Here is a 25945-nt window from a genome sequence, read left to right as displayed (position 1 = left end):
GAGTTGAGGCAGACTGACCTACAGGAGGTCACGATGCCGAAGTCCTTTCCGCCGGCCATGCGCCGACAGGTGTGCGCTCGCCTGCGAGCCGGCGAGCCCGTCGCCGAGATAGCATCCGAGACAGGGATCTCGCCTGCCACTTTGTTCCGCTGGAAGGCACAGGTTCTCATCGACGCGGGAGTCCGAGAAGGCATCCCGAGCGTGGAAGCCGATGAACTGGCCTCGGCGAACAAACGGATCGCTGCGTTGGAAGCCGAATTGAAACTCACCCGCGATGCCTGCGAATTGTTCGATGCGCAGGCGGTGGTGTCCCCAAAAGGCGGATCGCGGTCGTCGAAGGGCTGATCGCGCTCGGACATTCAGGGCGGTCCGCCTGCCGTATTGCCGGCGTACACAGATCCACATTTCTGCGGCAACGGCGACAGCCGTTGTCCACTAGAACAATTCGCAGGATCGTGGTCGCCAACGAGATATCCCGGATTCATGCCCAGTCCCGCGGCACCTACGGCAAACGCCGGATGAAGGCACTCGCCACCACGCATACGCTCATCCGCTAGGGACACGCATCCCCCTCTCCCCAATCTGACAAAGACATCCGGCATGCGAGCTACCGGCATCACCTCCGGACGCAAGTGTGTGCACCATCCGGTAGTGGGCCAGCTCGACCTGGACATCGAGTCGATGGCACTGCCCGCCGAACCCGGCCTGCACCTCAATGTCTACACCGCACCCGCGGGCACGCCGACCGCTGACAATTTAGCGCTCGTGGCGTCGTGGGCGGCCACCCAACAGACCTGGCGACCGAGTTCGAAGCACACAACGGATAGTCCACCCCCTTCAGCCGTACTAGCCTCGCGTTCTCAGCGAGCTGACGTCGAGGTCGGTCTCCGTGTATCGATCCGGGCGATGCTGCTTGCGGACTCGATGGCCTGCCGAAGTTGGTGATTTTCAGTGGTGAGCCGCTGGATATTGGCTGCCGCGAGTTCGAGGTGTTCAGCGAGATCCTGGTTGGTCGCCTTGAGGACCTGGTTTTCTTGAACGAGCTGTTCGAATCGGTTTGCGCCGCTGAGTGTTTCCTGCTCAGATCGGGTTCGTTGCCGTTGGAGCCGGGTGGTCAGATCGGGAAAGTTGCGGCGGAAGGTGGTGTTGGGCAGGCCGAGGTGACCGGCCAGTGCCAGGGTGGTGGGTGGCTTGCCGGTCGTCTCGATGAGATGGTCGATAGCGGCCTGGACGTCGTCGACGGTGGGCAGGTCGGGTCGGCGGTTCATGGATTCTCCAGGGCGTGGCGGTCAAGGAACTGGGCAATCTGGGTGCGTCGGCTGCGTAGGCGGTGCGAAAGCAGCGGCGGCAGGCCGGGCCGCTGCGCGAGGTGCAGGGTGACCTGGTCGAGTTCGGCTCGCAATGCGGCGAGGTTGTCGACGGTAAGGGCGGTGTTGGCGCATTCGATGGGCCTGCAGGTGCCCAGCCCGGGCCGGCGGGTGCCACGCTGGTCACGGTCCTGTTGGCAGAGTGCCTTGTCCGGGTCGAACACGCAGGTGGCGAACGTGCCTGGATAGACCGCTGGATCCGCGCGGTGCAGCAGGCGTTGCAGGCGCCGGTTGTCGGTCACGACCGCGCCGGGGAAACCTGCCTGCTCACCGAATTCCTGCAGCCGCCGGTGCGCCTCGTCGGCGGCGGGACCGGCCAGGCGGGTGTGCTCGTGGGCGTCGATCAGGGCAATCAGATGTTCGCCCCGCGTGAGGGCCTGCTCAGCTTCGACTTCCCCTCGGAACCCTGAGTCGGAGGTCCCTGCATATCCTTCGAACATTTGAATGCTCAAGTGTCGGAAGGCAATTGCTCCCGCGATCGAACCCCCGGGGCGCCGGGCGATGAACCAGGCCAGGGTGCGGCGGAACTGCCCTGTCGACAGCGGCCACGGTCTGCCGTTGACCGCTGGGACCGTGTCGGTGCGATGGTGATCGGTGCAGTAGTGCTCGATCCAGTCGACGAACTCGGCCAGCTGCTCGTTGGTGGACTTGGTGGCCTGAGCACGATGAGGATCCACAGCACGGGTAGTCCCGACGCGGGGTAGGTTCGCGAACAGCATCGATCGCGTTGGGGGGTGGAGCTTTTCAAGGACCGCGGCCGCGCGAACGGCGGGGTGCCCGACGATCCAGGTGGCGGTTGTTCCCGCGGGGTCGCGGGTGCCTTTGAAGGCTCGGCTGGTCAGCTTCCAGCGGTAGGGGCGGCCGTCGGCGTCGCGTTCGACGGTGATGCTGCCGCGCTGCAGGTGTTTGACTTCGCTGTCTCTCATTCCCGACAGGAACGCGATGGTGATGTAGGCGGCGACCTGCAGCATCCGTGACAACTTGGTCACCGAGTAGTGGGAGTGATTCGAGGAGATCCCTTCCAGCCAGGCCCGTCCATCCAGGGTTCCGGTGATCGGCGACGGTATCCAGGTGTGCTCGGTGACCCCGACCTTCTCGGCCGTGTCGAACAGCATCTTGCGGTTTCCGGTGCTGTGGTGGAACAGATCCTTTCCGCCCCCGACCTGGAAGGCGATGAACTGCTGGTTCGGCTTGCCTTGGTGGCCGGGCAGTGGCCGTCCGTGCGCGATGTGGTCGTCGAGGTAGGCGCGCAATTGCTGTCGGACGATATGCCGGGCGGCAGTGCTTGACGTGCTCCGGTTGTCGAACACCCGCCGCTGTCGTTCCGCGGCAAGGATGTCCGCTGCGAAGTGGTCGACGAACCGGATCGCCCAGCTGATCAACGGTCCCAGGACTGGTTCGGGAATGCGGGCGGTGCTGTTTTCGGGTCCTCGGCCGTACTGCCCGCGCCAGCCATCGACCTGCCGGGGGTCGATGCGCAGAGGATCGGGCAGGCCGCGCCGGTAGCGCCAGAGCAGGTGAATTGACCGCTGGGCCTCGCTGCGGGTGCCGGCATGCGGAAGCACGAGGACCAGGTGCCGGAAGTAGTCGGTCAGATCGTCCTCGATGACCTCTGCCAGCGGCGGCGGCTGAGGCCGCGCCGGTGTCGTCGGCCGCGTATCGAGCCAGTGCAGGAATCGGCGCAGATTGGTCAACACCGCGGGTATGCCCAGCGGGTTGAGCCGTTGCTCACCCGCCGGTAGCGGTCCGGCCAGCATGGCGTAGCAGAGCTGTTTGGCGTGTAACCGATAGCGTGGCGGGACCAGGGCGAAGTTCAGCGACACCGAGGAAACATGCTGTTGCAGGACAGCAGGTTCGAGTCGCCAGCGCTCGTCACCGAACCGCGAGGTCTGCTCCAGGGGCATCCCCGGTCGCAGCGGTCGGCCGACCAGGACGAGGTCCTCCTCGCCCGGCAGTTCCCAATGCTGGACGGCGGATGCGGTCACGGATGCTCCCAGGGGTCTTCGGCCAACTCCAGCAATGCGTCACCCGGTTTGGTAGTGGCGGCGCAATCCAGTTGGGCGGGGGTGAATTTTGGCAGGATGTCGCGGCGGATGGCAGCCCAAACCGGACCGTAACGCTGCCACCAGTCGTGCTCGCCGAGCCGGGTGCGACGTTCGGCCAGTTCCTCGGTCAACGCCATGATCGCTGGTAGGTGACCGGTCGTGATCAGGCAGTTCCCGCAGTGGAAGCAGTCCAGGTAGGACACACTTCGGCAGGGACGTCCGGTCGCCGGGTGCGACTCGGGGTCCGTGCAGGCAGTCCAGGCGCCGTGCTGCGCGTCGAGGCTGGCTTTTTCGGTGCTATCGATGTGCAGGCTGGTGTGACCGGTCTCGGCGAGGTGACTGCGGTGCGCAGCCAGCGCTGCCTGTTCGGCATCCTCGACGGCCTCGCCGATCACGTCCTCGGCCCAGGCCCGCGCGGTCGCGTCGCCGCGAAGGTAGTTGGCGAACAGCACGTTCGTGGTGTTCGACCGTGCCGCCGAGGGGAGATGCCCGCCCAGGGCGCGAGTGCGGCGAACCTCGACCGCGGTGCGAATGAGCGGCAACCGCACCGGTAGAGCATCCCCCTCGTCCCCCTCGCCTGCCGAGTCGGTAGTCAAGCCGTGCTCGGCCGCCCACAGGTTCAAGGACAGGGAACCGGCCAACTCGGCCGCGAACGGGTCGGCGTGCTCGTGCGGACCGCCGAATCCGCGGAAAGCGTTGCGCCAGACCGACCATATGGTGATCGACCCACTCACGGCCCTGCTGCGGGCCATGAGCCGATGCAACAGCAGATAGAGACCGCCGGGCGTGTGCAGTTCACGGTGGGGCGGTCCTATCTCCCAGGTCACTGTGTCGTGCCAGGCTTGTCGGCCTCGGCGGCGTTTGGCGATTCGCACCTCCACCGCAGCGCCGTCGCCGAGGATGCGATGTTCGGCGGGGAGCTCCTTCAGGGTTTCGCTGTTGCGGCCGGTGACCGCCACCAGCAGCACCATCAGCGCCTCGCGATCAGCTCGCGTGACGAACATCCGCTGCGCCAACGCGATGCGGGCTCGGCGCTGGGCAGGGGCCCCGATCCCCGCCACTACGGGAATCAGCCCAGCCGCAGCGATAGCGGTCAACTGCGCAGCCAGTTCGGCGTCTGCGCCCGGCACTGCCGAGCGGTCATGGACCCATGCCGCCAGGAGCCGTTCACCGGCATCGATCCGATCGCGGATCGACGCGACATCTGCCCGCGCAGCCTCGACGATCCGGGTGAACTCACCCTCGGAATAGCCGGTCCGGCGCGCGGCGGGAATCTCGTAGATCTTCCGAACCCGTTGCGACAGATAGTCCAGCACTCGCCCATCGAGCTGGTCACCCAGCGGCGGGACCCGTAGGAGCGCGCGCAACTCGTTCAACTGGTCCCACTGCCACGGCCCGGTCTCGCGCACTCGCCGGCGCATGTAGGCATCAAGCTGGATCGCGGTCAGCTCCGCCGGAGTGGCTGGCGGGCAGTCCAGTTCGGCAAGGGAACGCAACAGGTGCCCCAGCACCTGCCACCCGCCTCGCGCCGAGGCCAGCGTGCGGCGGGTGCCCGCAGGTCCGGTTCGCGCCGCGAAGGCTGCAGCGGCGGCCTCGTGCCAGCCCGGCAACGGGAGTGTGCCCAGCCGGAATACGCCGCTGCGTCCGTCCTCGCCGAGAAAGTTCACGACCAATCCTGCCGGTGCCAACGCCGCCACCGCAGGAGGTGGGTTGTAGTGGCCGGACGGGACAGCGGCGGGGGCGCCGGGATGGGTGCTGCCGCGACCGCTCACGCCCTCACCGCCCCGTCCACGTCACCGTGGTCCGCAGCATCGTCCGGCGGCAACTGGTGTGCGGGTATGGACCGCGGGTCTTCCCAGCTGTCGGGAACTAGGGCCAAGCGAGTTTCCATCTCCAGCTCGGCCAACGCATGCAGGTAGATGTGCGTGCTCGAGACCGACCGGTGGCCCAGCCGCCGCCGGACCCAGTCCAGCGGGTCACCGAACACCCGGACGTAGTGTCCGCGCTGCTCAGGAGTCGACTCCACCAGCGCCACCAGGTGCCCGCGCTGCAATTGCTCGAGCGTCACCACCGCGAACGTGTGGCGAAGGAGATGGGCGTGTGCCGCCAACGCCAGTCCGGCCCGCGCGCACCGGACGTTGGCCTCGACGAACATCTGCTTCCAGCGAGACACCGACAACGGCCACCCGTCCTCACTCAACCAGAACAGCGCCGGCTCCAGCCCCGCCTCCGCGGCGATCATCAACGACCGGCGCTCCCTGGGAGCCAGCCCAGCCACTTTCACCCGCCGCACCACACCCGCGCCGAGGATCCGTGTCGCCACCGGCTTCGCGGGATCCTCCACCACCAGCAACCCCGAGCGGCGCCGGTAACGGGCCTGCGCATCGTCGATCACCTCCGCGCGGTCGAACCGCCGGTACGAATCCAGATCAGCCACTACCGACGCCGGAACGTAGACCCAACGGGCCGAACCGCCCTTCGCGATCGCCACGGGCAGCCAGAAACGTTGGTAGCCAACAACAGTGCGATCCAGCGGAACATCGAACACGGTCAGCGCGGACTGCTCGGACAACCGCAAACCCGTACGCACCATCAAATCGCAGAAAATGGCGTTGCGCGCTGCCCAACGACCGCGAAAACCATTGTCAGGCAACCCTATAGCGGTGAATCCACGCACCCCGACATCACGCCAGCGGCGATAGTCCGGCGGCGGCAACCATTCCACCCGCTCACGGGCCGCATCATGGGAATACGTCGCAGGTCGCTGCTCATCCAGCGTCCGACAACCAGCCCAACCCGCATCCAGAGGCACTGGGCGGCGCGACACCTGCGGAATCGGGTTCACCTGCACCAGCTGCTTGCGCAACGCCCACCGATAGAACTTGTTGACCGCCGCGACTTCCCGGTCCCACGTCCGGCCCGCCACCGCCGGACCCGCCACATCGCGGCGCCGCCAGAACAGATAGGCCAGGTGATCGGCCTCGTCAGCATCCCGCCACGAACGCCGCTCCCGCGCCGACCACAAGAACGTCAAGAACGCCGCCACGTCCCGCGCGTAGCCGACCTGCGTATTCCAGGCCGCACCGACCATCTCCGCGCTCTGGAAGAACCTGTTCAGATCGAGGTCGTACTCCCACCGCGGCGACAGCAGGAACGGTGTCCCCGGCACCAGCTCCGCCTGCCGGAGCCAGTCCACCCAGCCAGTCGGCAGGCTCGAAACAAACGGCAGCGGGTTTCGAGGGTATGGCAACTCCGCCGGTGTAAACCGTACGTGCCAACGCATCATCGTCACAGGCGCAAGATCATCCGGTCACAAACCGGCTGTGCACAAGATGGGCGTGGTCCACCTGACGATCCGGTACGTCGATGGCCGCCAGCCGCTCAATCTCGACCGCCAACTTGTGCCTGACTACGCCTTGCGTCCTCGTGAGTCAGGAACAACTGAGCGGTGACCTCTGGTTCAAAGTCCCTTCTGGGGCGCGGCCACACCCAATCTGCAGCACCGCACTGATCTACAAGCCACATGCCGCACCGCGCCCGGGTCGACCCCGATCACCACCGTCAACCACGTCTCCCGAGTCCTCGTCGGATATAGCAAGCCACGGGCGACATTCCGGCTTTCGGCCTGTGTGTCCCACACCTCTGTTGAGTCAGGCCCGCGGCCGATGCCGAGCCGGGGCGCAAACCCCCGGTGAGCCAGCCCGAACGGGCGGCAGGAACCTCACGAGCCAGCCCCGACCCGACACCTCCGGCAGACTACGGCCGGTGATCATCCAGCCCGCCAACCGGTGACATTCATATAAGCCGGAGCCTCAGTTCAAACGTCCGCGTATACATTGCTGCCCCTTGTGGCGTGCTGGGTCGAGCGCGTTGTCTTTCGTCGTTCTACGCTTGCCGCTCCGGCATTGTGATGAAAACAAGGAGCAGGCTCGGATGGCGAAGAAGGTCACCGTCGAACTGATCGACGATTACGACGGTAAGTCCACAGCGGAGGAAACCGTCGTGTTCGGTGTCGACGGCGTCGAGTACGAGATCGACCTGTCGGTGAAGAACGCGGGCAAGCTGCGTAAGACGTTCGAGCAGTGGACCGAGCCCGCCCGCAGGGCCGGCAGGATCCCCAAGGCCAAAAGCAAGGTCTCCAGCCGCACTGTCGCCGACAAGGAGCAGACCAAAGCGGTTCGGGAGTGGGCCCGCAAGAACGGCTACGACGTGTCCAGCCGCGGGCGGATCCAGGCTAGCGTCATCGACGCGTACAACGCGGCCAGTTAGCCCGGCGCCCGGCTCGGGGATCGCATCGGAGCTGAGAGACCGCGGCTGCTCGATCCGATAGGTCCGCGGAGCTGACGTCTCCCGTGGCCGTGATCTTCCGGCCCAAGATCACGGTGTCGTCCAGCAGCGTGAAGCCTGCACACCCAGCGGCGCACCTCCGCGTGTACGGAGCGGACCGCGGTAGCGACGTGGCCGGATTCTGGTTGTCCGGCGCACCTCCGCGTGTGCGGAGCGGACGGCCGTTCGTGGTGGTGGTCATGCGTCATCGCCGGCGCACCTCCGCGTGTGCGGAGCGGACTTCGTTTACTCTCTCACCCCATCGATTGGTTTCGGCGCACCTCCGCGTGTGCGGAGCGGACGGCGGCTGGTTCGACCCGGGCCGCTGGTATTCCGGCGCACCTCCGCGTGTGCAGAGCGGACCCTTGTTTCCCTTCAAGACGGGCCTGTATGCGCGGCGCACCTCCGCGTGTGCGGAGCGGACTGTTTCCGCTATCCGCCTCCGGCCATGCGTTTCGGCGCACCTCCGCGTGTGCGGAGCGGACTCCACCGCCGCGGTGAAGCAGTCCTTCATGCCCGGCGCACCTCCGCGTGTGCGGAGCGGACCCCGACCACGATGGTCCGTGTGCCCTGGGCCATCGGCGCACCTCCGCGTGTGCGGAGCGGACTACGGGACACCGGACATCGCGACCTACCAATCCGGCGCACCTCCGCGTGTGCGGAGCGGACGTTGCTGGATATGGGGCCGTGTCAGAACCAGTCGGCGCACCTCCGCGTGTGCGGAGCGGACGCGGCGTCGATGGCGCGCTCGGCCCGAGTGACCGGCGCACCTCCACGTGTGCGGAGCGGACCGGAGACCGCGGTGGGCACCACCGCGAATGTGCGGCGCACCTCCGCGTGTGCGGAGCGGACGCCCGGCTGGCGGGCCTGGCCGGGTTCATGTCCGGCGCACCTCCGCGTGTGCGGAGCGGACACCACCGAGCCCGCCGCGTGGTGGCTGACCTACGGCGCACCTCCGCGTGTGCGGAGCGGACCGCTGCGGACCACTCTTGCTCGACTTGAACCACGGCGCACCTCCGCGTGTGCGGAGCGGACGCCTGCCGGCCCGACGATGTCGCGCTGCAGTTCGGCGCACCTCCGCGTGTGCGGAGCGGACAGCGCCTGCAATGTCTCCTCGTCCTGTGCGCTCGGCGCACCTCCGCGTGTGCGGAGCGGACGTGGCGGAGTGGCTAATTCCGCTGCTGGAGGACGGCGCATCTCCGCGTGTGCGGAGCGGACGATTCGACCGCCGTATTCGCCTACGAACTCGGCGGCACACCTCCGCGTGTGCGGAGCGGACCCCGGCGACCTCGAGATGGTCGTGCGCTACCACGGCGCACCTCCGCGTGTGCGGAGCGGACGGGACGCCCGTGCCCGTGTATGCGGCGTTCTCTGGCGCACCTCCGCGTGTGCGGAGCGGACCTCGGGAGCGTTCTTGCGGGTCAGGTGCGAGACGGCGCACCTCCGCGTGTGCGGAGCGGACGGCGTGACGGTGGGTCCAGTCGGCGGCCTCGGCGGCGCACCTCCGCGTGTGCGGAGCGGACCGAATCGCGGTCGGCAGCGCGTCCGCGGTCCCCGGCGCACCTCCGCGTGTGCGGAGCGGACGCAGCCGTTCCGGTCGAGGTACTCCCGAAGTGCGGCGCACCTCCGCGTGTGCGGAGCGGACTCGCGTACGACGCATTCCGGGACGTGCCAGAGCGGCGCACCTCCGCGTGTGCGGAGCGGACTCGGCGACCACGCCGATACCGCTGTAGCCGGTCGGCGCACCTCCGCGTGTGCGGAGCGGACACCACGCGCTCCAACCTCGCCGAGAAGTTCTGCGGCGCACCTCCGCGTGTGCGGAGCGGACTCGATGCCGACCGAGCCGCAGAGCTTGACGACCGGCGCACCTCCGCGTGTGCGGAGCGGACTCACTCACACAGAAAGGCCATGAGGCCGTGATCGGCGCACCTCCGCGTGTGCGGAGCGGACCCGAGCGCGGCGTAGGCGTAGCGCACCTGCCGCGGCGCACCTCCGCGTGTGCGGAGCGGACGCTCCTGGACGCGCCGGGACCGACAATCGCGACGGCGCACCTCCGCGTGTGCGGAGCGGACAAGTCGCGCGGCCCGTAGTCCGGCCCCATCGCCGGCGCACCTCCGCGTGTGCGGAGCGGACGTGTCCAGGCGCCCGCGAGCACGCGCATTCCACGGCGCACCTCCGCGTGTGCGGAGCGGACCGCACAGCCTTCCGAAACCGCGGCCTTGGCCACGGCGCACCTCCGCGTGTGCGGAGCGGACAGCCCCGAGACCGAGGCCGAGCTGATGGCCGCCGGCGCACCTCCGCGTGTGCGGAGCGGACGGCCCGCCGGACCGGGCACCCCAGGCAGATCCCGGCGCACCTCCGCGTCTGCGGAGCGGACTCTGCACGAGTTGGCCGGCCTCATCACCATGGCGGCGCACCTCCGCGTCTGCGGAGCGGACTCCGCGACCCTGAACCGGCATCTGCTGCACGACGGCGCACCTCCGCGTCTGCGGAGCGGACTTCGCCGAGGCCCTGGCCGGACAGGTCGCATTCGGCGCACCTCCGCGTCTGCGGAGCGGACCTCATCGACCTTCGCGCGGGTGTCGGCGGTGGCGGCGCACCTCCGCGTCTGCGGAGCGGACGAACATCTCGAGGTAGCGGCGCTCCATCTCCGCGGCGCACCTCCGCGTCTGCGGAGCGGACACTTCGCGACCTGTGCTTTTATTCGCATGATGGCGATTTCTGTCGGTGTTTGTCGTGGTTTTCGTTGGGGTCCGGGGTGTCTGGTGGGAGGAATCGCACGAGTTGCAGGCCGTCGAAGTCGATGATGCGTCGGCGGCGTTCGCCGGCGGTCTTGATGGCGAAGCCCTGCTCTGTGGGGGCGGGGTGGATGCAGACGGCTTCGCCGTCGGCGACCGAGGCGGCGACGGCGTCCCAGAGTTCGTCTCGGACCTTGGCGGTGACGGTGCCGACGTAGAGTCCGGCGGTGGGTTCGGTGAGCCAGCGGGACAGGGCACCTCGGACGTGATCGGGGACGGCGGTGGTGGCGATGACCAGCATGGTTGCCATCAGAATCCGGGGTCTTCGTCGGTGCCGTAGTTGATCCCGGAGGGTAGGGCACCCAGGTTGGGGTCCCATAGGTGGGTGATGTCGCTGGTGCGGTCGGGAAGGTCGCCTGCGGTTTTGGGGTCGATGACTTTCTGTATGGCGGTGACGATTTCGGGCATGAGTTTGAGGAGCCGGAACTCTTCGCGGAGTGTGCGGCGGGCGTCTCGGTCCGGTTGTGTCGAGTCGTGTAGTGAGAATGCCAGGGGCACAGTGATGTTCATCTTGAACAGATCGGCGATGTCGTAGACGAACGACAGTTGTGTTCCGCTGTGCACGAACCCGAGTGCCGGTGAGCAGCCCAGGGCCAGGACAGCAGCGTGAACGACGCCGTACATGCAGGCGTTCGCGGCCGATAGCGCTTGGTTCACGGGGTCTTGGGTATCCCAGGCGCTGGGGTCGTAGTTGCGGCGGAATCGTTTGATGCGGTGTTGTTGGGTAAGGATTCGGTAGAGGGCTTTGACGCGCTGGCCTTCGAGGCCGCGGAGCTGGGCGATGGTGGCGCCGGGTGGGCTGTCGCCGAAGCGGTAGGTGTACATGCGGGCGGCGACTTCGGTGCGGGTCCCGGTGTCGGCCCAGGCCAAGGCCTGGCGTTCGAGCCAGCTGGTGGTGAGCGAGGCGGGCATGATGCCGGCATAGCTGCGGACTCCTCCCGCGCCCACGCATACCAGGCTGGTGCCGTGCCGGGCGAAGGTCGCCATCGCCGGTTGTGTGACCGAGGTCCCCGGCCCCAAGAGGACGCAGGCCAGTGCGGCGGTCGGCAGGTAGACGCGTTCGGCGCCCTGTGGGGTGTCGACGCGGGCGCAGACTCCGGTGTCGTCCTGCACGATCCGTACAGATTCCAGATACAGAAACGACAGGGAGTCCGCGATCCGCGGCAGCATCGCCAGGGTTGGTTTGCCGAGTTTGAGACGCGCGGCGTCTGCGGTGCTCATCGGGCGAGTGCGAGGCTGAGCAGTCCGCAGCCGTGGGATTTGCCGCGACCGATACCTTCTCGCACGGCCTGGCGCAGCGTGTCCGGGTCGGTGACCGCAGCGATACCCTCGAAGCGCGCAATCGCGTGGCGGACCTGGTCGCGGGGTTGGGCGTCGGGTCGTCGACCGCGGATGTGCCCCTGCGGGGTGGCGGAGAGGGTTTCCAAGCGCAGGCCGCAGGCCGGTGCTCGGGTGGCCCACCACTGGTCAATTTCTTCACCGCGAAGGGCAACGACTTTTCCGGGGTGAGGGTTGCCGCGAGCGAGTCGTTTGATGGCGCTGCCGGCGAGCCGGTAGTGCACGAGCACGTCGTGGTCGAGCGCATCCAGCAGGGGGGTGAGGTCCCGGACCGCGGCCGTCCCGTAGGTGGCGGGGATCGCGGTGAGGTCGGGTTCGTGCTGGCTTTGGATCAGGATCTGTGTGCCGGTGCGGTTTTCGTCGATGCGGTATAGCAGCCCGGCCTGCTGGCGTGGGCTGTCGCCGAGCGCGGCCGGCATCAGGGTCATCAGCCGTTGATGCATCGTCACGGCGTTGCGTAGTTCGCTGCGTACGGTGCGGTTGGTGAGGTTGAGTTCGATCCGGGTCAGCCACGGCATTCAGGACACCCCCATATATCGAAACAACGCGGTATAGAATTCGTTGATTTCTTTGTGCCACAATTCATTCGGTGATTTCGTGAACGGTGTGACGGTGACCGATCTGCTGCGGTAGCGTCGTTGCTGCGGCTCGAATGTTTCGGGCACGTCGAGTAGTTCGGTGATTGTGCTGTCGCGGTCGTGCCCCTCATCGTCCTGGCCGGGTGTCTCCGTGACCAGATCGATGGTGGCGCGCTGGGCGCCGTGGATGGGCACGGTGTATTTCAGGTCGTGGAGTGGGTCGTGGACGTCGGTACGCAACAGGAGTGGTTGTTCCGGCGGGCAGGACCGGCGGCCGAGGTAGGGCTGCCAGTGCGGTGCGGCCAGTGCATCGGCAAGTCTGCTCAATGTCTCGTGTGGTCCTGCCACGCCGACGGTGAACACCGCGTCCGAGAGGTAATTGCGCCGGGTGACGATCGTGCCCTTGCCCGCGGTCCGGCGGCTGCCGGCGGCGGTCTTCACGGTGTCGGCGGGGGTGTGGCCGCCGCCGATGGTGTGGAAGTCGGTGATCACGGCGCCAGGGCGGTCGATGCGAACCGATAGGTGCAGCGAGTCGAATTCGGTGAGCGGTTCGCCTCGGCGCAGTCCGTGCGCTGAGGCGAACATCCCGATCAGTCCGGAGCGGGTGGGGAACCGTTGTGTGTCGCGCAGCGAGAATGCGCTGTGTTCACCCCAGCTCTGCAGGGGGGCGGCCAGGCGCAGGATCAGCCCGCTCATGCAGGGTCCTGCGGGAATGCCGCGGCCATGGCGTGGTCGATGAGGTCGGTGAAGGAGTCCATGGTGGCACCGAGCCCGGTCAGCGGGTCCTGGTCGATGCTGGCGTAGCCGTCCCAGACGATGCCGGTGCTCCCCCACAATTTCCGGAGCCGTGACGCGTACGCGGACAGGGCATACCGGGAGGGAGCGGCCCAGCCGCTTCCCTTCGCGGAGACGGGCGATTCGAACGCTGCAGCCAGCGACACCGGTCGGTCGGCGCGCACGGCGACGTGGATCAGGTCCGGAAGTGTTTGCGCGGCAGTGGAATGCTGCTTGCCGGTGGGGACCGTGCGGGTGAATGCGGTGAGGAATTCACGGGTCAACTGCTGCGCCATCGGCCCTTCACCGTCGCCAAGATGGGTTTGCAGGTCGGTGATGTCGATGTTGGCGTAGCGGTAGAACACACCCGCGGAGAATTCGGCGCTGTTCATGTGTCCGCTGCCGGTGTGCTCGGGCCGGTTGAGATCGTCGACGGCGGTGAAGAAGTCGATCTGTGGTTCGGTGGCGTGGGTGGTGAAGGCGTGCGCGACCTGCACTGCGCCGTCGACGTTGCCGCCGGGCAACTCGGCGAGCATGCGGCCGAACAGATGGATCGTGCCGTTACGAGTCTTGAGGATATTGCTCACTTTGTCGGCGGGCAGCGCGGGTTTCGGATTCGGCTTCCTCGCCTGGTCGGCGATCGAGTCGCGATGTTCCTGGGCCAGATCCGCCAACGCATCGAACGCGGTCACCGGCAGATACAGCAGTACCGAGCTCAGGCCGTCCGCTTCCGCTTTGAGACCCCCGTCCTTGATCGTCGCCGCTGACCGGAGTACTTGTGCCCCTGCGGCATTGGCGAGTTCGGGGTCCCAGCCGCGCTGGACGAGCCGTTCGCTGACTGCCTCGGCGACACGGCGGGTTCGTTTGGTTTCCTGGCCGAGGGTGGTTTCCACCGCCAGCCGGGTCACACGCTTCCAGGACTGGCTCGAGACGCGGGTGCGTTCGATCCCGCCGTAGGTCACTTGCTTCGGTGAACCAAGATCATCTCTGTTGAGGTTGCCATAGGGCACCGACTGCAGGAGATGGATATCGATGAAATGGGCGGCGGTCACTGGTCCTCGCTTCCGGGGTTACTTTCGTTGTCAGAGTTGTTGCCGCCGTTCTTGTTCCGGTCGGCGGTGATCGCGTGATGGGTGCGGTAGAAGTCCTGCAGCCAGCGTTTGGTGATCCGGTCGCGTCCGTACCGCCAATCGGCCAGATCCACGAGCAGTCGCGCCCAATGGATTTCGACGAGCTCGCCGCGCAGCCGCAGGATCAGGCGCGGCAGGTGCTGGTGTACGCCGTGCAGTTGCTGGCGGCACAGCAGGAGCAGGTGCGCTTCGGTGGTGTCGAATTTGACCTTGCCCGTAGCGGTGGCCCGCCCGAGCGTTGCCCCCAGACTCTCCCCGAGCCCGGCATTCGTGAGTTCGGGTTCGGTTTCGTCGGCGGGGGGATCGGTGATCTCGGTGGCCGGTCCGTCCTTGGCGGCGAGTTTGTCGCCGTCGTGATCGCGGCTGCTGCGGGGCTGGGCAGCGATCATCGACGCTATGGCGTAGAAGGCTCGTTCGGTGGCTTGGCCACATTTTTCCGGGAGGTGCGGTGCCACGATCCGGTGTGCAGTCTGGGTTTGGCCGCTGTGCGGCAGGCGCCCCAGCGCCCGCCGCAGTGTGGCACGGGCACCGTTGTTGGAGTTGATGATTCGGGTCACCTCGGTCACGAAGGACTCGGCCCGGTTGTGCAGTTGCTGTTGTCGTTCACTGACCATGGTGGTTGTCCTGTGTTCGGGCGGCTCGGTAGATGGAGCCCCTGTTGTTCTCGATGGCCCGCCGGGCGCGCGGGGAGCGGGCAGCGTCGGTGACGGTGTCATAGATTCCCGCCGCCAGCGCAACGAATTCCTTTGCGGGGTCGGTGAACTGGTTGTGCTGAACTCGCCGCCAGAAGACCGGCTCGGCAGCATGCCAGTACCGGCTGGACGCCAACGCCGGCCAGGGCCCGGGTTTGATGTCCTTCTCCTTGCGAGCCGGACGGCCGGCACCATTGGACGGGTCGTTGATCGCGGTCCACACGGTGCGTAGCGCCGAGGTGAGGTCACGCTCCACCTGTTCGGCGACCTCCCGGGTCCTGCTGATTCCGGCCATGGCCGCCGCCTCGGTCCATCGGCCCAGGATCGGCGGCGTTTCCGCGGAATACCACTGCCAGTCGTTGACCTGTGTGCGGTCCTGGTCGAACCCGAAAGCCCGCACCCGCAAGCGGGTCAGCACATCCTCGGGCAGCCGATCGGCTTGATCGAAAATCGCAGGTCGCTTACGGCGGGCGATGCCGACATCCTTGAGCAGCAGACCATCAAGATCACGCCACAACGCCCGTTGCGCCACCGCAGGCCGCGGATACACTTCGCCCTTCTGGCTGATCTGGTAGATCAGGAACGGGTCCTCGGCAGGTCCATGCGGCAACCGCCACGCCCACGTGAGGTAGGCATCGGTCACCGTCTCGCGGTCGCGAGAGGGCACCAGCAGGACCGCATGGCGGAACCGGCCAGCCAGCAAGCCTCCCACCCCCGACACCGGCGGCGGCGCCTGTAGTGGATCGGGCAGCTCGTCCAGCTCCCAGGCAGCCTTGTCCCACGCCTCGTCCCGCCCTTGCGGATACGGGATGCTGGCGATCAGCGACTCGAACAGGTTCGCGCCGATCGGGTGATAGGACACCAGTCCCCGCAACGGCGCGGTAAACCCGTTGCCCGCCTTACGATCTCCCACGGTGCGTGGCGTGCACTGGCCCGGCGCACCGTAATACAACTGCCCGATCAGATGCCGGGCCGCCTCGGCAGGGGTCAACGGAATCGGCGCCCGGTCGCTGTGGTGTTCCATCCACGGCTGGTTGTTACCCGCGGGCCGGCCCAGCACCAGCTTGTTCAACCCACTAACGGCCGCGCACTGCTGGGCTAGCCGTGGATCCTGCAACCAGGGCCGTTCGGTATCGAACAGATCGAATCGCGTGGCGTATCGCGCACCGAAATACTCGTCCACCGCCGCCCGGTCGAATTCACCAGCGCCAAGAATCTTGTTGCGGCGGGCCAGCCACCGCGCGGGACGGCGGTCATCGGGCTCATCGAGACCTGTCACTCGTGCAGCGATGACGGTGAGCAGTCGCCACATACCGGCAGCAACCGGCGGGGGATCGATCACAATGTCCTCGATGACGTGCGCCGCCGCGAAGATGTCCCACAGTCCCGCGGCGTCGCGGGGCTGATGCCTCGTCTCGCCGGGATCAGGGATCAGCCGCTGGCTCGGCAGTTCGACCCCGACCGATCCCGCCGCGGTCCACCGCAGCGGGACCACGGGCACAATGCGGACATCACCCGTGGTCACTGATTGGCTCCGAGGGGGGATTCCATGCAGATCCGGAAGTTCTCATAAGGTGGGGTGCGCATAGGACAAATCTGTTCTGTCACAACGAAATTCCTTTCTCCCTGACGATATGAGGACCTACGGTCGACATGACGAACTGTGCGGCCAGGAACGGCGCGGTCAGCACCGTGGCCAGCAGCAGACGAGTGCCTCGCCAAGGACCATGAGGCGAGCTATTGCTGGACATCGAACCGCATAGCATTGCAGTTACAACCCGGTCGGCATTGGGCAATCGGGTACGTGCGACTCGTGCTCATGAGAGCCCCAGATCTTTATCCAGACCGCACCATCTGGTCCCGAGCCGCGCCCGTCCGGGTTGGTCGGTCTCCTCGATGAGCAGCAGGATTTTGCGCAGGTACGGATTCGTGTCCCAGGTCTTGGGAGGCAGGTTCTGCTCGGCCGGATGCGCAACCCACGTGCCAGGCACAGGGATCGACTTGGCCAGAACGGCTTTCACTTGGTCCTTGGCGAATCGGCCGTTCGGGCCCGCACCGACCTCGGGCAATGGGACGGTGTGGGCGGGATCGAGCCAGTGATTGTTGTCGGTGTCGGTGTAGCACCAGACGACCCGTCCCGAGTCGGCTCCCAGACGAGTCACGAACAGTTCCTCGTCCAGATCGCGGTCGGTCAGGCGGTGAAGCCCTTCGATTTCGAGAAGGGGGGGTTCGGGAATGACCATCATGCCGGCCAGCGCGCGCTGCACCTGCTCGTCGGCGACGGTCTCCATGTCGTCGGGCTCCATGCGGCCAGCGGCGAAGTCGTCGTCGTAGACCTGCTCCATGAGTTCCTGAACGTTATCCGGAATCGCGCATTCACACTGGATCCGATCGGTATCCGCATCGAAGCCCGCATGCCTGTTCCCCGTCGCGCGCTCGACCAGAGACTCCCAGGTCCGCCGCATCAGCGACCGCGGGTAGATACTCCGCCACGACGGTGGAATCGTCATCGCGAACTGAGAGTTCGTCGGCACCAGCACCTCCAGGCGCGGTGTGGCACCCCATGTGGGACGCGGATTGTCCGCATGCCGATGCCCTCGCCCCGCCCGTTGGAGAAGCAACGCGGCTGGGGCCAGATCGCTGATCACCAGATCGAAATCAAGATCGATTGATTGTTCGATGACCTGCGTGGCAACAACGACTCCCCGGGGCCGATCACCGTCTTTGCCGTAGCGGGCGATGATCTGGTCGGTCAGCTCCCCACGCCGGTCCGCCGGGAACCGGGCATGCAACTCGATCAGCCTTGGCACGCGCCCCTGATCTCTCAGCTCGTCGAACCACGCCCGAAGGTCTCGATAGGTTTGCTGAGCCTCGGCAACGGTGTTGCAGATGATCCCGACACAACCATCGGACGAGCAGATCAGCGGCTCCAGGATCCGCCGCAGCACCCCGATCCGGTCCAGGGTGCGGTCCGGGCCCAGCGGTACAGATCGCAGCGAGATCTCCAATTCGGTTCTCGGGCAGTCGACATCGAACACGGTCAATGCGCCGGTACCCGCGTCCGCATACAGCCAGCCCGGATAGCGGAACGAAAACCCCTCCAGCCCATGCCCGGCCCCCTCGAGGTAGGACCCGACCAGCCGCCGGGCAATCCGCTGGGGCAGTGTCGCGGACAGCAGCACCACCGGAACCCCCAACCGGCCCAGCCAAACCAGTACCCGGCACAGAAGCTGCTGCATATACGGGTCGTAGGCGTGAACCTCGTCGACCACCAGGACTTTCCCGGCCAACCCGAGCATGCGCAGCATATTGTGACGGCCCCGCAGGCCGGCCAGCAGAACCTGGTCGATCGTGCCTGTCGCCCACGGTGCCAGCAGACCGCGTTTGGCACCCATCAGCCATTCGGAGATCGCGATCACGAACCGCCGGGCAGATTCGTCGCCGCCGGAGTCGTCGCCGGTGCTCACCCCGGCATCGGTGTTCTCCGGCAGATACGCCGAGTTCAGCCACGCCATACTGTGCAGCAACGCCAGCGCGGCCGGCCCAACAGCCCTGCGAATTCCATAGGCCGACAACCGCTTATACATCGGATCGGCGGTCGCCATGGTCGGCAGGGCAAAGAAGATCCCCGGCGCACCCGCCCCCTCCCCCAACAAGCGCGCCGCCGTCAGCGCGGTCTCGGTCTTACCGAACCCCATCGGAGCCACCACCAACGCCAACCCCGGCCCGCCGGTCAACAAGCCAGGCAGGTTCTCCGATACCGAGCGCTGCAACGCATTCGGTGTCTTCGGCGGCAGCAGGCCATGCTCCTGCGCGAAGCTCCCCGGTCGCAACTGCAGCCGCCCGAGGCCCGACGCCCGGAGCAATGCAGGCATTTCAGCCGCCGCGGCCCGGAAAAACGCGCGCAACGAGCCGAGGTCTCCCCTCGCGGGCACGTACGGCAACCTCGATGCCAAGAAGTCGACCTGACTCACCAGCCAATCAGCGAGGATCACCACCCCGCATGCCATCGCGGCAGTATCACAATCCATGAAATCGATCGGATCAGGTTCTTCCGCAACGTGATACACAGCATCCAGCAGCGCCCGCCGCTGAGCTTCCCAGACTCCGTCGCCGAGTTCGGGCACCGTAACCAGCGGCGCGGCAACCGTTTGACGATCCAGGCGGAAAAAGCAGCCATGATGCCCACCGAGCAACTGCGCAACCAGCTTCGCGGCATCCTCACCGAAATTCCGGTCGATCAGTGCCGAGGTCAACCAGACATGAACCGCGTAATCATGGCCCACACGGCGACCCCCCACCGCCGGATACCCCTCCGCCGCAGCGAAAGCCACCGCATCCTGTACCTGGAAACACGCCATCGCCTTGCCGACATCGTGCAAACCCGCCCAAAACACCAACAGCTGCCGAGCATGCGACTCGCTCACCCCCATCCCCTGAGCCAGGAACCGCCGCAGGCCAGGCGACAAATAGTGGTCCCACAACGCTCCCGCCGCAGCCCCTGCATCCAACAAATGACAAACCAACGGGTACGCCCCCGGGAGCCCCCGCGACTTCCCCCACAAACGCAGATCGACCTCAACCTGCTCGACCATCTCACCTCACTACGAAGCTCGAGTATTCGGCGAGACCGTACCGCGCACCACCGACAAGATCGCTCAAACACCAGCCACCACAACAATTTCACGATCACAGCGCAGAACGGCACAACCCCAGCACGTAATCGGAAGCGCCGCAGCGGGATGGACTCCGGAGCAGTCGCCAGGGTGTGCTGGTCGGCGATCGGCACGATCCCTAACCGCTGGCGATCTCACGCCAGCGTTCGGTCCATCGGTCGAGCTGTGGTGGATGTCGGGGCGGCTGCAGCCGTTTGCGCCATAGGCGGTAGTTCGGATTCCGCTGCGCTGCTTCAAGAACGCGCGTGCCGCCGACGCGCGTCGGGTCGATGTGCCATTGCGTCCATTCAGGCGCTTGACAGCCGAAGGGCTGTTCAGAGCCTGCTCCGGCCGTCGAGAGTTGATTGAATCCGATGTGGTTGATAACCGCTGTGGCGCATCGGGCGGCGTATCGGTGGTGCGCGGTGTGACCGATAAGCGGGATGGCCGTGGCGGTCATACTGACCCAGTAGCGGTGGGGGTGGTCGAGAGGGCAGAGGCGTAGGCGGGGGTTGGATTCGAGGTCGAACGCGCCGCCGTCGATCGCGGCGTCGAGGTCGGTCGCATAGCACACTTCTGCTGGCCATTGCCGATCCGGCGGTCGACCGAGGACAGTATGGAGACGAATGTAGTTGCGGGTGAATGTTTCTCGCTGTTGAACGGCGATGGGCAGGGGTAGGTCGTTCGGCAGTACGACCAGCAGATCGATATCGCTGTCGGCGGTGTCGGTATCTGTGGCGGTGCTGCCTGTGAGGCACGCGAACACGGGTGCGGCGTCGAAGGCGTCGTGCACGGCTGCGGTTGCTGCGGCGATAAGCCTGGGGTCGGGCATGGAGTCGTGTTACTGAAGTTCGGAGGGGAGGTGAGTGGTTCGGTCGGTGTGGGCGTGGAAGTCCAGCAGGTGCACGCCGCTCGGAATCAGGACACGGCCGTCGCGGTGTGCGTGCGCTTGGACGAAGCCGGTGATCTCGGCGATGACGTCCGGGTCCTCGACGAGGTCAGGGTAGGTGTTGAGATGGCCGATGCGGAACCAATCGACAGCGGCCTCGACGCTCGGGGTGAGGGCGACGCCGGGCAGGCGGTGAGTGGTGAGGTGTCCCCGCCCGGCGGCTTCGGCGTCCTGGAGCGCGCCGAGTAGAAGCTGCCAGGTGAAGTCGCGGCCGGTGCCGGGGAACGGCTGGATGCGTTCCCACAGACGGGTGACGAGGCGTTGCTCGGCGGTGGCGGCGTCGAAGAACAGCATTACTAAGTGACCGTCGGTGGCAAGCAAGTCGATCAGATGCGTCAGGAGAGCGTGCACTCGTGCGGTGCTGCTGTCGAGGTCGTTTGTCACGATGACGCCGTCGGCGGTGGTGGTTTCGTAGCATTCGAGCAGTGGGTAGCTCATCGACCAGAACGAGCCGATGAGGTCGAAGTGGCGGTTGCCCGCGAAGTGTGCCAGCACCGTCTCGGTGTCGGCGCAGACGGCTTCGGCGGCAGGGAATCGGTCGCGGAAGTGGGCGATCATGCCCGAGCTTTTGTCGGTACCGGTCAGAGTGTGCGCGTAGGGGGCCAGTGCTGTGGTGACGCGGCCAGGGCCACAGCCTAGGTCCAGGACCCGTAACCTGCTGTGCTGGTGAGATTCTCCGTAGATACGGCGCAGGTGGTCTGAGATGAGGTCGATGTCTTCTCGGCCGCAGTAGTAATGCGGTGGGAGCATGTCCTGGTAGACGGAGGCATCGGCGTAACCGATGTTGAACGGTTCCTTCATGCGCTGACCTTTGTGAATTCCGTTGTGCTCGATGATGACTCAGTCGCGTGGGGCGGCACGCCGAGCAGGTCGAGAAGTCGGGTATGGGTGCGGCGGAACCATTCGCCGAGTTCGTCGGGAACGGGACCTGTGTGGGTGGCGGCGGTGTAGTGGCGGGAGAGCAGCAGCAGATGTCGGGCGGTGCCGTGGACGGTGCGCCGATCGATGTCGCGGGCCAACACGCTGGGTGTGCCCAGTAGCGTAATCATCAGGCGGCGCAGCAGATCCGGGTGCGCCCCGCGATCGACTCCGACTCGGCCGCCAGCGTGGCTGGCGGCCAGAACGGTTCGTAGGGGCCGCGCGGTGTCCAGGTGGGCGATGTCGATGGGGCGGGTACGGCGATGCAGGGCCAGCGCGAGCGAATACTCGTGCACACGCTGGGGCCCGCCTTCGCGAAGTAGATCAGGGATCGTGGTGAGCCGGTTCTGTCGGGCAGAGTACCGGCGCCCGGCACGGGTGACCTGCCCGAAGGAAATGTGCTCGAGGCAGGCGTGCGGAACCGCGTGGTGCAGGGCGGTTTGCAGGAGGTTCTGATCGGAGCCGATGACGTGCAGCATCGCGGTCCAGGTCTCAGGGCGTCGGCGAATCGTGTTGGCGATATCGCGGCTGAAATACAGCAGGCTGCCGTCTCGGCGCTGGACGGGTACGAGGCCGCCGGGCAGGCGCAGGCAGGTGGTGCCGTTGACCCGGACCAGGTCGCCTTGCTCGGCCAGTGCGAGGACCGCATCGGGCTGGGTGGCGAGGTCGGTTTCGTAGTCGAAGACGTCGATCCTCGTGCCGATATGGTTCATATCGGTGACCGCTGCGGCGACCATCGCCCTCACCAACTCGGGGATGGACGCGGCGGCGGGCAGTGGCCTGTGGAGATCGACGACTTTGCCCAGCCAGGGGTGTTCGGCGCCGAGGCGGGCGAGGTCGCCGGCGCGGCGGCCCAGGGTCATATTCGCGAATGCGTAGAGCACGCCGACGATTTCGTCGTAACGCAAGTCGGTAGGGGCATTGTCCCAGCGGGCGGTGCCAGCGGCGCGTTGCAGGATGTGTAGTTGGCGGCCCAGGTCGTTGACGAAGTAGCGGGTCTGGACCTGCGCGCCGCCTGACCGGAACAGTCGGGCCAGGCCGGAGCCGATTACCGTGCCGCGCATCGATCCCAGATGCAGCGGATGGACCGGGTTGATACTGGTGTGCTCGATCAGGACCCGCTGCCCACGCAGATGGTGCCGCCAGAACGACCAGAGTTCGTCCGGGTCGTGGCGCACAATCCAATTCAGGAGCGTCGAGGTGGTGATCGGAATATGTTGTGCTTCACCATTTTCGGCGTATCGGTGCAAGTGCCCGTTCGGATGCCAATAGACGGGTGCGTGCGGGGGGATATCGAGGTGGCGTAGGAAGGGGTTGAGGCCGGGGTGGTCTCGCACGAGGGTGTGGACGCGGGGCAGGCTCACAGTGGGTCCGAGAGCGCGTAGGGAACCAGGACCGGGCCGGTGCGGCGGGTTCCGGGGCCGCGGACCAGAGTGGTGCGGCGGTGTCCGCCGAAGGCCGCCCAGGTGTCTTCGTGCTCGTACAGTGTGCTGCCACCGACCGCGATGTGACAGAAGTCGAGCGTTCCGAACGCCGGTAGCTGCGGCCCGAATACCGTGAACCCCAGGGCATAGTCACCGAGTGTGAGCATCTCGGCCAGCTCGTGCTCGTCACGATAGGAAACCACCGGCAAGGCCGGACAATACTTCTCCTCCAACACGATCGGAGCATCCGCGACGGCCTCCACGATCGCCACCCCACCGGCTGATTCGCTCCGACGGGGGTCGCGCAGGACGGTGCCGTGCTCGCCCAGATTCGCCAGCCACCGATCGGTCAATCCCTCGATGAGCAGCGGGCCGAGCTGGGTGGAGGGATCGTCGTTGGCGCCGGTCCGCACCGCGTCCGCTGCGATTATCAGCTCCTCTGCGAATTCGCTGTAGACGGCGCGGTGGACGTAGACGCGTTCGGTGGCCATGCAGTCCTGGCCGTTGTTGAACAACCGGGTCGCGATCACCGAGCGCGCGGCGTCCGGGACGTCAGCGGCGTCGGTGACGATCCCGGCGCACACCCCGGGGCCTTGGTAGATCAGACGGACGTGCTCGGGCAGATCATGATCGAGTTGGGTGGCGTGCTCGGCGCTGCCGCAGTACACGAACCCGTCGGCATCCGCGGTCGCGGTCGCGGCGAACTCGCTCCACGGTTGGTCACTCAGCTCGACCGGCAGGCCCGCCTCGGCGGCCAGTGTGATCAGCAGGCGCGCGCAGTCTCGGGAGGCGCTGGCCGCTCGCACCACGACATGGTTTCCGGCCAGGGCGGGAGCGAGGGCGAACAAGAGCGTCGAATACAGGGGCAGGGTGGCCGGAGTCGCCGCGAACACCGTGCCGATGCCGCGCCGGTGGGTAAGCCAGGCGTTCCTGGCGCTCGGGGTCAACCCGGCCAGTAGCCAGTCCAGTTCGGTGGCCGCGGTGCGGTGAGTCTCCACGCGCAGCAGGGCCGCGGTCAGCTCAGCCCGGTGCGCCCGGACTGCGTCGGACAGCCTGGTCATCGAGGTGAACTCTGTGGCCGATAACGGAACCGGGGCGCCCATGATCGAAAACCGTAGCAGGACAACCGCTATCGGCGCAGCCTAATTGATTCTGATGTCAGATGCGTTCGGGCGCAGCAATTCCCAGCAGCTCCAGGCCCTTGGCCAGGGTATCACCGGTCAGTTGACACAGTGCGATCCTGTTCTCGCGGACCCGGGGATCGGCGGCCTTGAGCACCGGGCACGCCTCGTAGAAGCTCGTGAATGCCTGCGCCAACGCGAACAGGTACCCAGCGAGGCGATGCGGCTCAAGCGAATCGCCCACATCGGTGACCGCCTTGCCGAACTCGTCCAGCAACAGGCCCAGCGCCCGCTCGGCCGGTTCGAGCACCAACTCGACATCGACTGTGGGGTTGGCCTCAGCGGGCGGGACGTTGCGCAGGATTGACCGGATGCGGGCGTGGGCGTACTGCAGGTAGACCCCGGTGTTGCCGGTGAAGTTGACCATCCGGTCCACGTCGAACACGTAGTCCTTGATCCGGGACCCGGACAGGTCCGCGTATTTCACCGACCCGATACCAGCGGCTTCGGCGACCTGCTCAAGCGTCTGCGCGTCCAGATCCGGCGCCTTCTCCTGCACGATCTCCCGCGCCCGATCCACCGCGGAGTCCAGCAGCTCGGTCAGCGGAATCGTCGACCCGGACCGGGTCTTGAACGGGCGACCGTCCGCACCCAGGACCGTACCGAACGGCACATGGATCGCCTCCACATCCTCGGGCAGCCATCCCGCGCGGCGGGCGGTGGCGAACACCATCTCGAAATGCTGAGCCTGGCGGGCGTCAACCACATACAGGATCTTGGTCGCTTCGAGCTTGCGGACCCGGTAGCGGATCGTGGCCAAATCCGTTGCCGCATACCCGTATCCGCCGTCGGATTTACGCACGATCAACGGCGCGGGTTTGCCGTCCGGCCCGGTGAACTCGTCGAAGAACACGCACAACGCACCGTCGCTCTCCACGGCGATCCCCGCCCGGACCAGTTCGTCGGTCACCTCGTCCAGATACGGGTTGTAGGTGGACTCGCCGGCCGCGTCCTCCGAGGTCAGCAACACCCCCAGCCGGTCGTACAAGGCTTGGAACGAGTGCTGAGACTCCGACACCAGGTCCTGCCACACCCCCAGAGTGGCCTCGTCCCCGCCCTGCAATGCCACCACCCGGGCCCGCGCCCGATCAGCGAAACCCGAATCGCTATCGAACTTCGCCCGTGCGGCCCGATACAGCCGATCCAGCGCCTCGATCGGCGCGTCGGTATTCCCGGCCAGATCGTCGTGATGCCATTTGGCTTCCGGGTGCTCGTCGAGGTACTGGATCAGCATCCCGAACTGGGTGCCCCAATCCCCGTAATGGATCTGCCGGATCACCTGCGCGCCTAGGAACCCCAGCACCCGCGCCAAAGCGTCACCGATGATCGTGGTCCGCAAATGCCCCACGTGCATCTGTTTGGCGATGTTCGGCGAGGAATAGTCGATCACCACCCGCTCACCCTCCAGCGGTGCGCCCACCCCCAACTGGTCCGCGGCACGCCGCGCCCCGAGTTGCGACCAAATCGAGGAGTCCGTGACGGTGATGTTCACGAAGCCCGGGCCGGACAGCTCGGTCGCGGCGATGATCTCGTCGCGCAGCTGCTCGGTGATCGCGGCAGCGACCTCGCGCGGCGGCTTGCCGACCTTCTTGGCCAGCGACAGGGCCACATTGGATTGGAAATCGGCGTGATCCGAGCGGCGGACCAGCGGATCGGCTCCCGCCACATCGACAGGCAACGCGACCGACATGGCCTGCGAAACCGCACCGGCCACCGCGACCGCCAAGGGACGCACCGATTCCCGCACTAGCCTCATCCTCACTCTCCGGA

19 protein-coding genes, 1 pseudogene and 1 CRISPR repeat array are annotated in these 25945 nt (G+C 66.5%); of the genes and pseudogenes, 3 read left to right on the top strand and 17 right to left on the bottom strand.

All coding sequences use genetic code 11. The features are described from left to right. The first annotated feature begins 33 nt into the window (after positions 1-33). Both KO481_RS16720 and KO481_RS43075 read left to right on the top strand, forming a co-directional pair. The gene (locus KO481_RS16720) at positions 34-345 is read left to right on the top strand and encodes a transposase (protein ID WP_215918086.1); all 312 of its coding nucleotides are present in this window, start codon (positions 34-36) and stop codon (positions 343-345) included. A 276-nt stretch (positions 346-621) separates the two neighbouring features. Further along, positions 622-810, top strand: a pseudogene (locus KO481_RS43075) (MmyB family transcriptional regulator); the annotation flags it as partial. 50 nt (positions 811-860) lie between these two features. On the opposite strand, the gene KO481_RS16710 reads toward KO481_RS43075, so the two are convergent. The 4 genes from KO481_RS16710 to KO481_RS16695 are packed head-to-tail and all read right to left on the bottom strand — an operon-like array spanning position 861 to position 6608. After that, positions 861-1268: an MreC domain-containing protein gene (locus KO481_RS16710; RefSeq protein WP_215918473.1), complete on the bottom strand. Its 408-nt coding sequence runs from the start codon at positions 1266-1268 to the stop codon at positions 861-863. Beyond that, positions 1265-3352, bottom strand: a complete 2088-nt coding sequence (locus KO481_RS16705) for a hypothetical protein (protein ID WP_215918084.1) — start codon at positions 3350-3352, stop codon at positions 1265-1267. Before KO481_RS16705 ends, KO481_RS16710 begins: the two co-directional genes overlap by 4 nt. After that, positions 3349-5184, bottom strand: a complete 1836-nt coding sequence (locus KO481_RS16700) for a hypothetical protein (protein WP_215918083.1) — start codon at positions 5182-5184, stop codon at positions 3349-3351. Before KO481_RS16700 ends, KO481_RS16705 begins: the two co-directional genes overlap by 4 nt. Beyond that, positions 5181-6608: a site-specific integrase gene (locus KO481_RS16695; RefSeq protein WP_308166642.1), complete on the bottom strand. Its 1428-nt coding sequence runs from the start codon at positions 6606-6608 to the stop codon at positions 5181-5183. The genes KO481_RS16700 and KO481_RS16695 overlap by 4 nt, the downstream gene beginning before the upstream one ends. A gap of 737 nt (positions 6609-7345) precedes the next feature. On the opposite strand from KO481_RS16695, the gene KO481_RS16690 reads away from it, so the two are divergent. Next, on the top strand, positions 7346-7681 hold the full coding sequence (locus KO481_RS16690; RefSeq protein WP_215918082.1) for a histone-like nucleoid-structuring protein Lsr2: 336 nt from the start codon (positions 7346-7348) through the stop codon (positions 7679-7681). Positions 7682-7828: 147 nt separating this feature from the next. Then, positions 7829-10420: a CRISPR direct-repeat array (repeat unit 29 nt; unit sequence CGGCGCACCTCCGCGTGTGCGGAGCGGAC). An 18-nt stretch (positions 10421-10438) separates the two neighbouring features. Here KO481_RS16690 and cas2e read toward each other — a convergent pair. From cas2e to argS (KO481_RS16625), 13 genes are all read right to left on the bottom strand, one after another. Continuing rightward, positions 10439-10786, bottom strand: a complete 348-nt coding sequence (gene cas2e / locus KO481_RS16685) for a type I-E CRISPR-associated endoribonuclease Cas2e (RefSeq protein ID WP_215918081.1) — start codon at positions 10784-10786, stop codon at positions 10439-10441. Then, a complete protein-coding gene (cas1e, locus tag KO481_RS16680) occupies positions 10786-11757 on the bottom strand; it encodes a type I-E CRISPR-associated endonuclease Cas1e (protein WP_215918080.1) in 972 nt (323 codons plus the stop codon). Before cas1e ends, cas2e begins: the two co-directional genes overlap by 1 nt. After that, positions 11754-12392 (bottom strand): type I-E CRISPR-associated protein Cas6/Cse3/CasE, encoded by a 639-nt coding sequence (gene cas6e, locus KO481_RS16675; protein ID WP_215918079.1) that lies wholly within the window; start codon positions 12390-12392, stop codon positions 11754-11756. The genes cas1e and cas6e overlap by 4 nt, the downstream gene beginning before the upstream one ends. Next, positions 12393-13148 (bottom strand): type I-E CRISPR-associated protein Cas5/CasD, encoded by a 756-nt coding sequence (gene cas5e, locus KO481_RS16670; RefSeq protein WP_215918078.1) that lies wholly within the window; start codon positions 13146-13148, stop codon positions 12393-12395. It lies immediately after the preceding gene. Further along, positions 13145-14278, bottom strand: coding sequence for a type I-E CRISPR-associated protein Cas7/Cse4/CasC (cas7e, locus tag KO481_RS16665; RefSeq protein WP_215918077.1), 1134 nt, complete (start codon positions 14276-14278; stop codon positions 13145-13147). The genes cas5e and cas7e overlap by 4 nt, the downstream gene beginning before the upstream one ends. Next, positions 14275-14970 (bottom strand): type I-E CRISPR-associated protein Cse2/CasB, encoded by a 696-nt coding sequence (gene casB / locus KO481_RS16660; RefSeq protein ID WP_215918076.1) that lies wholly within the window; start codon positions 14968-14970, stop codon positions 14275-14277. Before casB ends, cas7e begins: the two co-directional genes overlap by 4 nt. Next, on the bottom strand, positions 14960-16573 hold the full coding sequence (gene casA, locus KO481_RS16655) for a type I-E CRISPR-associated protein Cse1/CasA (RefSeq protein ID WP_215918075.1): 1614 nt from the start codon (positions 16571-16573) through the stop codon (positions 14960-14962). The genes casB and casA overlap by 11 nt, the downstream gene beginning before the upstream one ends. A 292-nt stretch (positions 16574-16865) precedes the next feature. Beyond that, positions 16866-19643, bottom strand: coding sequence for a CRISPR-associated helicase Cas3' (cas3, locus tag KO481_RS16650; protein ID WP_215918074.1), 2778 nt, complete (start codon positions 19641-19643; stop codon positions 16866-16868). Positions 19644-19842: 199 nt separating this feature from the next. Next, entirely contained in the window at positions 19843-20535 is a 693-nt protein-coding gene (locus KO481_RS16645) for a nucleotidyltransferase domain-containing protein (protein WP_215918073.1), read from the bottom strand. Between the two features lie 9 nt (positions 20536-20544). Further along, on the bottom strand, positions 20545-21453 hold the full coding sequence (locus KO481_RS16640) for a class I SAM-dependent methyltransferase (RefSeq protein ID WP_215918072.1): 909 nt from the start codon (positions 21451-21453) through the stop codon (positions 20545-20547). After that, a complete protein-coding gene (gene argS / locus KO481_RS16635) occupies positions 21450-22934 on the bottom strand; it encodes an arginine--tRNA ligase domain-containing protein (protein ID WP_215918071.1) in 1485 nt (494 codons plus the stop codon). Before argS (KO481_RS16635) ends, KO481_RS16640 begins: the two co-directional genes overlap by 4 nt. After that, entirely contained in the window at positions 22931-24055 is a 1125-nt protein-coding gene (locus KO481_RS16630) for an aldehyde dehydrogenase family protein (RefSeq protein ID WP_215918070.1), read from the bottom strand. Before KO481_RS16630 ends, argS (KO481_RS16635) begins: the two co-directional genes overlap by 4 nt. Before the next feature lie 97 nt (positions 24056-24152). After that, positions 24153-25931: an arginine--tRNA ligase gene (gene argS, locus KO481_RS16625; RefSeq protein ID WP_215918069.1), complete on the bottom strand. Its 1779-nt coding sequence runs from the start codon at positions 25929-25931 to the stop codon at positions 24153-24155. Positions 25932-25945: the final 14 nt, after the last annotated feature.

This window comes from Nocardia albiluteola (assembly GCF_018860155.1).
GTDB classification, from domain to species: Bacteria; Actinomycetota; Actinomycetes; order Mycobacteriales; family Mycobacteriaceae; genus Nocardia; species Nocardia albiluteola.
Note: the sequence above shows the minus strand (reverse complement) of the source record. Positions and strands in the feature narration are given on the sequence as shown.

Excerpts from the sequence above, each read along its gene's own strand:
- KO481_RS16630 (WP_215918070.1), bottom strand. The coding sequence starts at position 24,055 with ATGACCAGGCTGTCCGACGCAGTCCGGGCGCACCGGGCTGAGCTGACC.
- KO481_RS16720 (WP_215918086.1), top strand. The coding sequence starts at position 34 with ATGCCGAAGTCCTTTCCGCCGGCCATGCGCCGACAGGTGTGCGCTCGC.
- KO481_RS16640 (WP_215918072.1), bottom strand. The coding sequence starts at position 21,453 with ATGAAGGAACCGTTCAACATCGGTTACGCCGATGCCTCCGTCTACCAG.
- KO481_RS16690 (WP_215918082.1), top strand. The coding sequence starts at position 7,346 with ATGGCGAAGAAGGTCACCGTCGAACTGATCGACGATTACGACGGTAAG.
- casB (WP_215918076.1), bottom strand. The coding sequence starts at position 14,970 with ATGGTCAGTGAACGACAACAGCAACTGCACAACCGGGCCGAGTCCTTC.
- argS (WP_215918069.1), bottom strand. The coding sequence starts at position 25,931 with ATGAGGCTAGTGCGGGAATCGGTGCGTCCCTTGGCGGTCGCGGTGGCC.
- KO481_RS16645 (WP_215918073.1), bottom strand. The coding sequence starts at position 20,535 with ATGCCCGACCCCAGGCTTATCGCCGCAGCAACCGCAGCCGTGCACGAC.
- cas6e (WP_215918079.1), bottom strand. The coding sequence starts at position 12,392 with ATGCCGTGGCTGACCCGGATCGAACTCAACCTCACCAACCGCACCGTA.
- KO481_RS16710 (WP_215918473.1), bottom strand. The coding sequence starts at position 1,268 with ATGAACCGCCGACCCGACCTGCCCACCGTCGACGACGTCCAGGCCGCT.
- cas1e (WP_215918080.1), bottom strand. The coding sequence starts at position 11,757 with ATGAGCACCGCAGACGCCGCGCGTCTCAAACTCGGCAAACCAACCCTG.
- cas2e (WP_215918081.1), bottom strand. The coding sequence starts at position 10,786 with ATGGCAACCATGCTGGTCATCGCCACCACCGCCGTCCCCGATCACGTC.
- cas3 (WP_215918074.1), bottom strand. The coding sequence starts at position 19,643 with ATGGTCGAGCAGGTTGAGGTCGATCTGCGTTTGTGGGGGAAGTCGCGG.
- cas5e (WP_215918078.1), bottom strand. The coding sequence starts at position 13,148 with ATGAGCGGGCTGATCCTGCGCCTGGCCGCCCCCCTGCAGAGCTGGGGT.